Source organism: Psychromonas arctica (assembly GCF_038155225.1).
Classification (GTDB): Bacteria; Pseudomonadota; Gammaproteobacteria; order Enterobacterales; family Psychromonadaceae; genus Psychromonas; species Psychromonas arctica_B.
Map to the genome: position 1 here is coordinate 1 of NZ_JBAKBA010000048.1, position 13,365 is coordinate 13,365.

A 13,365-nucleotide genomic window follows, 5' to 3' on the forward strand; every position below is an offset into this window, starting at 1 on the left:
CATCAGTTTCTATATCTGGCTGAACTTCTTCAACCGTTTCAGTGATCTCTTCAACATCAGGCTCTATATCTGATGTAACTTCTTCAACCGTTTCAGTGATCTCTTCAACATCAGTTTCTATATCTGGCTGAACTTCTTCAACCGTTTCAGTGATCTCTTCAACGTCAGCGTCTATATCTGGTGCAACTGTTTCAATTACTGCATCAACATCGATTTCTAAATCTGTTGTAACTTCATCTACTGTTTCAATTACTTCTTCAACATCGTTTTCTAAATCTGTTGCAACTTCGTCATTGTCTTCTGGTATATCAAGTTCAATAGGTTCCTGTTCACTCTCAGAGAAAGTAGGATCTAACTCTTCTACTTCATCGATAGAAGGTTCTGTTGTTGTTTCTTGTTCAACACCATTATTTTCTTCAAGCTCTGCTTGTGCAAGTTCAGATTCCCATTGTGCTGCTAAATCTAAGTCTTTTTGGTCAGTACCTTCTAAATTTAAATCAGCTTCTGATAAATCAATGACATCGTCTGAACCATCGATCATGGCATCAAGGTCAAAGTCTAGATCATTTGAATTAACCTCTTCTGGCTGATTGTCGGACGTACCTTGATCGATTAATTCAGAATCTATTACCTCTTCAACTTCATTTATTTGTTCGGCTGTATTTTCTTCAACGTTACTTTTTTCATCACCATTATCTTCAGCGTTGCTATCATCCATTAATGTAGTTTCAGGTTCATCCCTTGAAACATCTACTATAAAGTCACTATCTTCTTGCTCTTCAGATAAAGGTTGTATATCTAAATCATCATCTAATAACGTATCAAACTCGCTTTTTTCTTCGCTTAAAATTGCTGTAGATTCAGCCAGCTCTTGTTGACGTAACGCTAGTTCACGTTTAGATTTTAGACGTAAAATGAGTAGGAATATGCCTGTTAATAATAACAATGGAAATAAAATGGCAAAAATTAACATGGAAGTTGATGAGCTAATGACACGTAAAATTGTATTTAAAATACCAGGACCACTGAATGGAGGCTCTTCAATAGCATCAATTTGTGCTTTATATTGATCAATTAGTGCTTGTAGTTCTTTCTGTACCTTGACATCTTCTGCTACTTGTTCTGAAAGTGATGTAATTTCATCACTTAAAGGTTGTAATTTTAGTTTTAAACGTTGGTTCGCTTCAGTTGCAACAATTAACTGTTCATTAAGCAATTCAAGTTCTTTTTCTTGATCAGCCACTTGTAACTCATTTCGAATTAAAGTCAGCTGTTTATCTTCTAAATCTTTTTTCAGTAGATCATTATTTGGCTCATCAATAGGAACAAACGAAGTCTCTACTTTTTTAGGAACATCAACCGGTACTGGCTGAACTGCCGTAATTACACGAGGTTTAGGTGCGGGATTAGTTATTTGACTTACTTTAGGTGTCGGTTTTAATAGTGCATAAGCTTCAGTATTTGATTGTTGTGCAATAAGTGCTGGGCTGGGTATATTGATTACTGATGCTTCAATTATTTTATTGATATCACCCTGACGAAAAGCAGAAGGATTTGATTTATAAATAGCCGCTAAGGTTTGATAAACAGATACATTATTATTAGGACGGAGCTTAGTTGCAATTGACCATAATGTTTCAGAACTTTTGATTGGCCCATATTTAGTTGGCGTATTTATTTGTGTAACTGAGGCAGCCGTAGAGGCAGGAGTTGCTTCAACTGTTTGTTGCTGCGGTGATTGAATTTCATCATTAGGTCCAATTAACTCAACACTTTGTACGGGTACACTAAAAAATAACGGTGAACAACAAACAAGACCAAGTAAAATGCGATTCATAAACGATCCTTGTGAGGGAAAAGCAAAACAATATTATTTATATAATAAACTAGGACAATCAATAGAAGATCTTTTAAAACAAGAGAAAAGGCTAGATTTGAGATCTAGCCCATCAAAATACTACTTATAAATAAGTATAGGCTAACTTTTCCATTACTAACACTGCATTTGTTGCAATACCATAATGAATATTGTCTGCACATACCCACATGTTAATACCTGCTGCATCACAGGTATCTTTACGTAAACGTCCAACATGCACCTCAACATTCCCAACAACGTCATCGATCATATTTGCATAATCGCCAACAGATTCAGCCAATACAATATTGTCACTATGATGTAATGCATTAGCCACTTCTTCAAGCTCTACTGGATAATGTGTAACAATATGGACGGCTTGTGAACAACCATAAAACATTGGAACAACCACTTGCGTAGTAGAAATCACCATTTCAGGATCGTTTAATAAACGCCTTGTTTCAGCTGCTAAACGTAATTCAGAAAAAGTAATGCCATCTTCGTTAAATTCATCAATCTGCGGAACAATATTGAAAGCAATTTGTTGTTTAAATCTTTTTTGTTCAATGCCTTTAGCATTCAATAAAAGTGCAGTTTCACTCGCTAAGGCACTCACACCGACTTTACCAATACATGATACTGATTGATAACCTGCAACCGTCACACGTTTAATACCAACTTCTTGATGTATTTGTTTAATCGCTAATGTTAATTGTGCTGTTTCAGGGCTTGGAATAGCAATAATATTTGATTCAGTGTAACGCGCAATATTATCATCGTTAATACCCATTTGTACTAAAGGTACCGTAGCATCTTCTAAATAATAACCACTAATATCGATAACAACACAATGCTCTTTTGCAATAGGAATCCATTGCTGTGCAACATCTCGATCAGCAAGAAATAATGCGATATCAACTTGTTGCCAATCAAATGAATCAATTTCTAATACATCAACTGGTTTACCTGAATACATAAGAGAAGTAGTTTCTGACTCTCCGATACTTAAAGGAAAAATGTTATTAATGGCAAAATCACGTTTTAATAACACTTCTAAAGTCGTTTCAATACAACCATCAATTTCACCAATAAGTGCAATATTATATTCTTTGTTCATGTTGACCTTTTATTTATTTTTAACGGTAAAACCAATTTTGTTCAAATTGATTGTTTGAGAATTCTGATGGGTAGGATCAGTAAAATTAAGCGAAAGTGTAGAAAGCTCTCTTCGTTCAGGATAATTTTTACGCATTTGATCAAAACCATTTATTTGATTAACTTTACTTCTGAATAAGGCATCATCTCTGCGCACATCATATATCAAATGTACTAAAGATTTTAATAATTCTGAGGTTAAAGGTGATTGAATATCAGTTTGGCTAATCTTAGCTTTGACCATAAAGTCGGTACTATTTAAAATTGCTTCATTTTTTAAATGTTTAGAAAGCGCTTGATAGAGCATTTCTGTTCCACGCACGCGCCCATCTAAACTATAACCAGCAATATGTGGCGTCGCTAATGCGACAAAAGGCAACAATGCTTTCTCAATATTGGGTTCATTTTCCCAAACATCTAACACTAATGTAGGGGTTTTGTGTTCTCTTGCTAACTTCAATAACGCTTGGTTATCTATCACCTCACCACGACAAGCATTAACCAATATTTGCTGTGGGCTAAGTTGCTGCAATACTGTTTCATCAAATAGATGAAACGTTTTAAATGGCCCTTTCATTGTTTTAGGCACATGCAAAGAGATAATATCTGATTGTAAAACCTCAGAAAAGTTACAAAATTCTCTGCTGTCTCCTGATGCTTGTAAAGGTGGATCATATAATTTACAACGAACGCCTAATCCAGTTAAGCATTGATAAACTGCACTACCTGTATTACCCGCACCAACAATAGCAACGGTTTTATTGATTAATTCAAATTGTTTACTTTCAGCTAATACTAATAAAGCACTTAATACATATTCACCGACTGATATTTTATTACAGCCAGGTGCACTGCTAAATGCGATGTTACGTTTAGTTAAGTAATCTAAATCAATATGGTCAGTACCAATCGTAGCGGTGCCAACAAACTTAATGTTTTCATTTAGGCTTAATAGCGTTTGATCAACTTTTGTAATTGACCGAACTAATAATATATCTGCATCTTTTACTTGTTCAGGCGTTACATTACGTCCAGAAAAAGTAATGATTTCTCCAAAAGATTCAAAGAAATCTTTACCATAAGGAACATTTTCATCAATGTAAATTTTCATTATTTATCCTGACTTATAACCAAACGAAAAAAAGGAGCCAAGGCTCCTTTTTTATGCATTAAACGACATCTTATTTGAAACGTTTAAATACTAATGTTGCATTTGTTCCACCAAAACCAAAACTATTAGACATAACAATGTCTAATTTAGCTGCTTCAGGTTTGTTTTTAACAATTGGAAGATTAACTGCTTTTTCATCAACTTCATCGATATTACATGAAGCAGAAATAAAATCATTTTCCATCATTAATAAACTGTAAATAGCTTCATGAACACCAGCTGCACCTAATGAATGGCCAGTTTGAGATTTAGTAGAGCTAATCTTTGGAGCGCCATCAGCGAATACAATGTTAATTGCCTCTAACTCTTTAACATCACCAACCGGTGTTGATGTGCCGTGAGTGTTTAAGTAATCAACTTTACCTTCAACTGTTGAAAGTGCTTGTTGCATACAACGTACCGCACCTTCACCAGATGGAGCAACCATGTCGTAACCATCTGACGTTGCGCCGTAACCTACGATTTCTGCGTAAATTTTAGCGCCACGAGCAAGTGCATGCTCAAGTTCTTCAACAACAACCATGCCACCGCCGCCTGAGATTACAAAACCATCGCGTTTTGTATCATAAGTACGAGATGCTTTATCAGGTGTTTCATTATATTTACTTGAAAGTGCGCCCATCGCATCAAACTCACAAGCCATTGTCCAATCTAACTCTTCACCACCACCGGCAAAAACAATATCTTGTTTGCCAAGTTGGATTTGTTCAAGAGCGTGACCAATACAATGTGAGCTTGTTGCACAAGCAGAACTCATTGAGTAGTTGATACCTTTAATTTTAAATGGTGTCGCGACACAAGCCGAAGTAGTGCTCGCCATCGTACGTGGAACCATATAAGGACCAACACGACGTACGCCTTTATCTTTCATGATTTGGCATGCATCAACTTGGTTTTTTGAAGAACCACCACCAGAGCCGGCTACTAAACCAGTACGCACATTTGAAACCATGTCTTCTGGTAAATTAGCATCAGCAACTGCTTGTTGCATTGACAAATAAGTGTATGCAGCTGCATCACCCATGAAACGCATTACTTTACGGTCAATATGCTCAGAAGGATTGATTTTTAAATCACCCCAAACTTGGCTACGCATTCCCACTTCTTTAAATTGCTCAGAAAATGTAATGCCTGACTGGCCACTTTTAAGTGATGCTAAAACTTCTTCTTTATTGTTACCAATACTAGAAACAATACCGATACCTGTAATTACTGCTCTTTTCATTATTAAGCCTTTATTGCTTGAGGGACTAATTATATGATCATCAAGTGTGAACCAATTTTCTTAAATCAACCTGACTTTTATAAAATATGATCGCATATATAGAGGAATATAACTTGTCTCAAGCTAAAAACAATATAATTAAGCAATCACAACTTTACTGGTCAGATCAGTTAGAAGCACATTCAAACCAATTTGATAGCGCTTATTTTAACAAAGATGAAGCAATTAACATATCTCAATATGTATTTTGTGACGGGAATTTATTACCTAAAAGGTGGGAATCGTTTTCAAGCCCCCTATTTTGCATTGTTGAGATAGGGTTTGAACGTGCAATTAACTTTATCAATACAGCACAACAATTCATAAACTTTAATAAGCATTATCCCGATGTAACGCTTCAACGATTACATTATATTAGTTTTGAACAATACCCTCTTAGTATTGAAGCGCTTACCAATGTCCTTCAGCAATTTCCGCAGTTTGCTAATGTAATAAAACCATTGATTGAACAATATCCAATGAAGCTTATTGGTTGCCATCGTTTGTCTTTTAATAACGGACAAATATTATTAGATTTGTGGTTTGGCGATACGAACCAACAACTCAATAATATAAATAAATGTCATGGTGGAATAGCTGATGCTTGGTTCATTAATAAATTGTATCTCAGTAAAGACTCAACAAAGGCACATCAAACATTCTTTGATAACCTCTCTAAACACTCTAAAAGACAAGCCACATTAAGTGCTTTAACAGCAACAAGCTTGGTTAGAAAGTCTTTAATACAATCAGGTTTTAATATAAAAATTGATAAAGGATACCAGCAAGAAGGTGAAATTTTATTGGGGGAAATGAACAGAATTCCTGCTAATCAAGAATCTTCAACGTCACTTCATCAGTCTCATACTCATATTAAAGATGTTGCCATCATAGGCGGTGGTATTTCAGCTTTATGTACCGCATTGTCTTTGGCAAAACGTGGTAATAAAGTCACTATCTATACTAAAGATAACCACTTAGGCACAGGCGCATCAGGTAACTTACAAGGTGCTCTCTATCCTTTATTAAACCAACAGCATGATGAGTTAGGTCAGTTATTTGCAAACGCTTATTTATATGCCCTAAATTTTTATAAAGAGATTGATCACCAATACCCTTTTGCTCACGAATTTAATGGCGTTATCCAACTCGCTTATGATCAGAGTTCAACAAAGAAACTGCAAAAGATACACGATGCTAAATTACCAGAGCAGCTACTTCATTGGATAACACCTAAAGTAACTAATGAGTTGGCGGGTGTGAGTATTGACCACTCTGCATTATTTTATCCAACAGGTGGTTGGTTAAGTCCAAGAGAAGTTATTACTTCTTTGCATAAAAAATTAAATGAATTTAGCAATATAACGATTCACTATCAGCATCAAATTAAGACCTTTTCTGAACAACCAAGTTTAGATGGACAACGATCTAGATTAATTAAATGGATGTTACAAGCAGAAGTCACTAATACATTAAATTCAAATACTGAATTAAAAGAATACACACATAACGCCTTAGTGATTGCTGCTGGATTTGATACTTTAACATTTTCTCAGTGTCGTGCAGTTCCTCTATCTGCTGCTAGAGGTCAAGTAAGTCATATTAAAACTAACTCTGCATTATCCCCATTAAAACGAACGCTTTGTCATGAAGGTTATTTAACGCCTGATATTAAAGGAGAGCATTGTATGGGAGCAACCTTTAAACGCCATGATCAAGATATTGAATATCGAGAGTCGGAACAAACGGATAATCATCAAAAACTCAAGAAGTGTATTGCAAACAAACCCTGGGTTGACTCAATTACAGTTAACGACCAAGCGCATATAGGAGTACGCTGTACAACGAGGGATCATTTCCCTTATGTTGGATCTTTAACAGATTACAATCAATTAAAGCAAGATTATGAACTTACCTCGTCAAGCGATGAAAACATAAAAGCATTACCTGGGGTTTATTTATTAACAGGATTAGGCTCAAGAGGTTTATGTAGTGCCCCTTTATTAGCGGAATTATTAGCCAGCGAAATTAATAATGAAAGTTTACCTATAGATAAAAACATATATAAAAAGATGCAAATTCCACGACAATGGATAAACTATATACGTAAAAACAAACCCTTAAAAGATTAAAAAATAGGCTGTTTATACATAAATTAGTAGTAATTAGAAGTGAGATCAGGATTGGACTTTGTTAAAAGCACAATTTACGGTAATCTACTGCTCCGGTTTAAGGGTTGAATAAAATAGTCCTTTTTAAAAAATTAAAGAGAAAAATTGCAGCTTAATGAAATATTCCCGCGTTTATATTAATAGCATGGCTTATCAACTAGCCCCAGAAGTGGTTACAAGTAAAGATTTAGAATCTCGCCTGGCACCATTGTATCAAAAACTACGAATTCCTGCTGGCCAGCTAGCCGCATTAACTGGAATTGAAGAAAGAAGATGGTGGTCAAGTGATCACCGTTTATCCGACGGTGCAATAGAAGCGGCTAAAAAATCATTAGATGAAACAGGCATCAATGTCGATGATATTGGTGCAGTTGTCTACACTGGCGTTTGTCGTGATCAACACGAACCAGCTACCGCTTGTCGAATTGCTGCAGAATTAGGTGTTAATAGAAGCACTGCCATTTATGATATTAGCAACGCATGTTTAGGTGTGTTGTCAGGTATATTAGACATCGCAAATCGCATTGAATTAGGCCAAATTAAAGCTGGTTTAGTAGTTTCATGTGAATCTGCTCGTCATATTGTCGATATTACCATTGACAATATGTTGTCAAATCCAAGCATTCAAAATTTCTCTCAATCACTTGCGACTTTAACTGGTGGCTCTGGTGCTGTTGCAGTGTTATTGACTGATGGTTCATTACCACTTAAAAATGATCGTCAGCATAAACTTTTAGGTGCAAGCCACCTTTCAGCACCAGAACATCATGACTTATGTAAATGGGGCTTACAAGAAGTGGGACTCAAATTACATCGTGAATTCATGCGTACTAATGCGGTACCTTTACTTAAAGAAGGTGTTGCATTAGCTTTAGATACATGGAAAGATTTTTTAACACAACAACAATGGACGATTGGCAGTGTTGATAAAGTAATATGTCATCAAGTGGGCTCTGCTAACCAAAAACAAGTGTTAGCAGCATTAGGTATTCCCACTGAAAAAGAATACCCAACGTTTCAATATTTAGGCAATATGGGCACAGTATCGTTGCCTGTAACAGCGGCATTGGCGGATGAACAAGGTTTCCTACAGAAAGGCAATAATGTCAGCTTTTTAGGAATAGGCAGCGGTTTGAATTGCATGATGCTTGGATTGGAGTGGTAGTATGAATTTTGATAGTTTATTTCCTTTCAGACGAAATTTCTTAGACTTAAATGGTCAGAAATATCATTACTTGAATGAAGGTTCAGGTGAACCTGTTGTGATGGTGCACGGTAATCCAAGTTGGTCTTTTTACTACCGTAATTTAGTAACCGAGTTAAGTCATCAATATCAATGTATCGTACCAGATCATATTGGTTGTGGCCTGTCTGACAAACCTTCAGATGCCGATTATGATTACACATTAAACCAACGTATTAACGACCTTGAAAAGCTATTAGATCATTTAGATATAAAACAAAATATCACTTTGGTTGTGCATGACTGGGGTGGAATGATTGGTATGGGCTACGCCGCTCGCTACCCAGACCGCATAAAACGTTTAGTCATTTTAAACACAGCTGCATTCAACTTACCAAAAACAAAGAAATTTCCTATTCCCTTGTGGATTTGTAGAAATACCTATTTAGGCACTGCGCTAGTACGTGGTTTCAATGCGTTTTCATCAATAGCGTCTTATGTCGGCGTTAAGCGTAAAGCAATGCCAGCAACCATTCGTAAAGCTTATGTCGCCCCTTTCAACTCTTGGAAGAACCGTATTTCTACGCTACGATTTGTTCAAGATATTCCATTATCGCCAGAAGATCGTAATTACCAGTTAGTTGAGAATATAGATAGTAGCTTGAAACATTTTCAAACTATACCCACAGTTATTTGTTGGGGATTACAGGACTTTGTTTTTGATAAACACTTTTTAGAAATGTGGAAGCAAAAAATGCCACATGCTGAAGTGCATGAATTTTCTGATTGTGGTCACTATATTCTTGAAGATGCAAGTAATGAAGTGATCAATATTGTGCAAAAATTTATGGATAAAAACCCATAAATGTCCAACCCGAGTAAAACAAAAAAGCACAACAGAATCAATACAAAGACCAAGACAAAAAGCAACAAAGGAAATTTGTGCCATCACTTAGTGGCGGCTGCAAACAACTTTCCCAACAACCTTGCTGTTAGTGTGCAGAAAAAAGATCTAAAAGGGTTAACTTATGAAGAGTTAACCTTTGTAGAACTACACCAACAAAGTGATGACATTGCTTATGCTTTAAATCAATTTGGTATTAAAGCTGGCGATAAAGCGGTACTAATGGTCACACCAAGTATCGCTTTTTTTAATCTCACTTTTGCATTATTTAAAGCGGGTATTGTGCCTATTTTAGTCGACCCTGGAATGGGCGTTAAAAACCTCAAACAATGTTTTGAAGAATCACAACCAGATGTTTTTATTGGTATTCCAAAAGCACATTTAGCTAGATTGTTATTTGCTTGGGGTAAAAAAACCATCAAGCATATTATCAATGTGAATGGTCCTGCTCTATTTGGTGGCCAACAGTTATCTCGCTTATTAAAAAAATATCCACGCACTAAGCCATATCTAATACAACAACTAAGCCAGCATCAATTAGCCGCCATCTTATTTACCAGTGGCAGCACAGGCACGCCTAAAGGTGTTGTTTATAGCCACAGCATGTTTGAAGCGCAAATTACTGTATTAAAAAATGATTATGGTATACAAATGGGAGAAGCTGATTTAGCGACTTTTCCTTTATTCTCCTTATTTGGTCCAGCACTTGGGATGGCTTCAATCGTACCTGACATGGATGCAAGTCAGCCTATAAAGGCAAATCCGCATTATATTTTTGCTGCCATTAACAAATATCAATGTACTAATCTATTTGCAAATCCAGCGTTACTTGAAGTACTAGGACAAGCAGGCCAAAAAGAGAAACACACTTTGCCCAGCTTAAAACGCGTTATTTCTGCAGGCGCCCCGGCGACTCTTAGTTCTATAAATCGCTTTAGTAAGATGTTGACGGGTACCGCTGAAGTTATTAACTCATACGGTGCGACCGAGTCATTACCTATTAGTAAAATAGGCAGCCAACAGTTGCTTAATACAACGAATATTACCGATCAAGGCGGCGGTATCTGTGTAGGCTCCGCAATTGAAAATGTAGACATAGCAATCATTAAGATTACAGAGAAAGACATCAAGCATTGGCATGATGATTTATTATTACCCACTTTTGAAATTGGTGAAATTGTAGTCAAAGGCCCTCAAGTCAGTGCGAGTTACTATCATCGAGATCAAGCAACGGCACAAGCTAAGATAAAAGAGGGTAACAGTGTCCGTCATCGCATGGGCGATCTTGGCTATTTAGATGACAAAGGCAAGCTGTGGATGTGTGGCCGCAAAGCACATCAAGTTCAATCTAATCATCTTAACGTTGATAAACCCTATTATTCGATTCCCTGTGAACGAATATTTAACACTCATAAAATGCTTAAACGAAGTGCATTAGTGAGTGTCAATATTAATGGTAAAACAACACCTGCACTTTGTATTGAAATAGAAAAAAGTAAAAAGGTGGACCAACAAAAATTATTTGATGAATTACTCGACATAGCAAACCAACATCAACAAACGCAAGGTATAGCGCTTTTTTATATCCATCAGGAATTCCCAATGGATATTCGCCACAACGCCAAAATATTTAGAGAAAAATTAGCAGTATGGGCTCAGGCACAAGTCTAAATATTGAGAATGAAATAAAAAATTCAATAAAAACAAGTGAAAAAACACTCAAATTAAAGTGTTAGACTCAACATACTTATACCAATGGAATTAAATAAGTGATCAGAGATTGTGCAGGAAAAATTAACACTAATAAGGCGTGAGTTGTAGGAGATAGTTGTTCTCACTTCAAAACTCACAACGCAGTTAGGGGGGATTTTAACCAGCAAGAATGATCACCTTATTAATTCTTTTGGTATTAGTCAGTCTCACATAAAAAGATAATCAACAAAGAGAAACACAATGACAGACAACCGCCCTCTACTATCTGAGCTGCTACCTCAACACCAACATATTTTGAATACATTAAAGGCACAAGTCAGCAGTGTATTTATTACCGGTGCAGGTGGGTTTTTAGGTACTGCGCTATGTCGATTTCTCCGAGCCGCAGACATAAAAGTAGTTGGTTTTGCGCGTGGTGAATACCCTCATTTAAACGCAATGGGAGTGACATTAATTCAAGGTAATTTACAAAATAAACAATCCGTTATCAAGGCAATGCAAGGTTGTGAACTTGTTTTCCATGTGGCTTCAAAAGCGGGAGTTTGGGGTGATAAAGCCAGTTACTTTGGACCGAATGTCACTGGCACAGAAAACATTATAGCGGGCTGTCACAAACACAACATAAAACATCTTGTTTATACCAGTACACCCAGCGTGACATTCAGTGGTGAAGACGAAAATAACATTGATGAATCACAGCCCTACGCAAAGCAATTCCTAAATTTTTATGGCCTCTCTAAAGCAATCGCAGAACAAACTGTAATAGAGAGTAATTCAGCCCAACTTAACACGGTTTCCTTAAGGCCACATTTAATCTGGGGTCCTGGCGATCCTCATTTAGTCCCAAGAGTGATCGAACGAGCTAAAGCAGGAAAGTTAAAATTAGTCGGGAAAGTAGATAAATTAGTTGATACTACTTATATTGATAATGCTGTCTACGCACATTTATTAGCAGCACTTGAGTTAAATAAACCCACACCTCGTTGTGCAGGCAAAGCCTATTTTATCAGTAATGACCAACCTATTCTCATGGCTGACATGTTAAACAATATATTAACGGTTGCTAACTTACCTAATGTCACAGCAAGAGTTCCTAGCGGCATTGCTTATTTTGTTGGCACGCTATTAGAATGGTGGTATTTAAGAACAAGCAATCAGAATGAACCTATCATGACACGTTTTGTAGCAAGGCAGCTATCAACCAGCCACTACTTCAATATAAGTGCCGCAAAACAAGACTTTGATTACCAAGCATTAGTGACTATTGATGAAGGGATGAAACAATTAAAACAATACTTAATCACTCAATAAATTCCCCCCTTTTGAGTCTAACTCCGTAAGGGATAAGCATTTCAAATTGAAGCTGCTGATAACCTAACAATATGTGTTCAAACAATGACTAAATGGTTTGTCGTGCGCTTTAAGATATAAATGAGCCAATTCGTTTTACTGATTACATTAAATAAGTGTTTTAAATTTTGCGCAGGAAAATGACTTAGTTTAAGACGTAAATTGAGGCCTTTCGAAGATTAACTTCGTTAATCGTCTGTCGGAGAATTAACCAAAAGATGTTAATTCTTTAATGGCTGTTTTCTTTACGAAATTTACAACGAATAAATAATACCAAAAGAATTAATAAAGTGATCATTCTTACTGGTTAAAATCTCCCCTAACTGCGTTGTGAGTTTTGAAGTGAGAACAACTATCTCCTACAACTCACGCCTTATCAGTGTTAATTTTTCCTGCGCAATCTCTGATCACTTATTTAATTCCATTGGTAGAAGTTGTTTTAACAAGTAAAATAGATCAGTTAATTAGTGTGATTGGTATTAGATTTACGCTTTAAAAATGTAAGCATATTCTGGTCTAATTGAACTGGACACTTTATCAATCTTAAGGCTTTTAAAAAATCAATTCCTTGCTATTAGTGTATAGTTACTATCTAC

Annotated in this window: 9 protein-coding genes; 5 read left to right on the top strand and 4 right to left on the bottom strand. The window is 36.2% G+C overall.

Annotation, left to right across the window (positions count from 1 at the left end):
• The 4 genes from V6255_RS15750 to fabB form a co-directional block, all read right to left on the bottom strand.
• A partial coding sequence (locus tag V6255_RS15750) for a FimV/HubP family polar landmark protein (RefSeq protein WP_341629008.1) occupies positions 1-1,837 on the bottom strand: 1,837 nt, incomplete at its 3' end.
• A gap of 124 nt (positions 1,838-1,961) precedes the next feature.
• Positions 1,962-2,975 (bottom strand): aspartate-semialdehyde dehydrogenase, encoded by a 1,014-nt coding sequence (locus V6255_RS15755; RefSeq protein WP_341629009.1) that lies wholly within the window; start codon positions 2,973-2,975, stop codon positions 1,962-1,964.
• Positions 2,976-2,984: 9 nt separating this feature from the next.
• Positions 2,985-4,124 carry a 4-phosphoerythronate dehydrogenase gene (locus tag V6255_RS15760; protein WP_341629010.1) on the bottom strand — a complete coding sequence of 380 codons (1,140 nt, stop codon included), beginning with the start codon at positions 4,122-4,124 and terminating at the stop codon, positions 2,985-2,987.
• A 70-nt stretch (positions 4,125-4,194) separates the two neighbouring features.
• Entirely contained in the window at positions 4,195-5,409 is a 1,215-nt protein-coding gene (fabB, locus tag V6255_RS15765) for a beta-ketoacyl-ACP synthase I (protein ID WP_341629011.1), read from the bottom strand.
• Positions 5,410-5,522: 113 nt separating this feature from the next.
• Between fabB and mnmC the strand changes: the two genes are divergently transcribed.
• The 5 genes from mnmC (at position 5,523) to oleD (ending at position 12,730) form a co-directional block, all read left to right on the top strand.
• A complete protein-coding gene (gene mnmC / locus V6255_RS15770) occupies positions 5,523-7,580 on the top strand; it encodes an FAD-dependent 5-carboxymethylaminomethyl-2-thiouridine(34) oxidoreductase MnmC (RefSeq protein WP_341629012.1) in 2,058 nt (685 codons plus the stop codon).
• Between the two features lie 154 nt (positions 7,581-7,734).
• Positions 7,735-8,784, top strand: a complete 1,050-nt coding sequence (locus tag V6255_RS15775; RefSeq protein ID WP_341629013.1) for a 3-oxoacyl-ACP synthase III — start codon at positions 7,735-7,737, stop codon at positions 8,782-8,784.
• 1 nt (position 8,785) lies between these two features.
• Positions 8,786-9,667, top strand: a complete 882-nt coding sequence (locus V6255_RS15780) for an alpha/beta fold hydrolase (protein WP_341629014.1) — start codon at positions 8,786-8,788, stop codon at positions 9,665-9,667.
• Complete coding sequence (gene oleC, locus V6255_RS15785) at positions 9,668-11,377, top strand: olefin beta-lactone synthetase (protein WP_341629015.1); 1,710 nt, start codon at positions 9,668-9,670, stop codon at positions 11,375-11,377. It begins immediately after the preceding gene.
• Positions 11,378-11,659: 282 nt separating this feature from the next.
• Positions 11,660-12,730 carry a 2-alkyl-3-oxoalkanoate reductase gene (gene oleD / locus V6255_RS15790; RefSeq protein ID WP_341629016.1) on the top strand — a complete coding sequence of 357 codons (1,071 nt, stop codon included), beginning with the start codon at positions 11,660-11,662 and terminating at the stop codon, positions 12,728-12,730.
• The last annotated feature ends 635 nt before the right edge of the window (positions 12,731-13,365 follow it).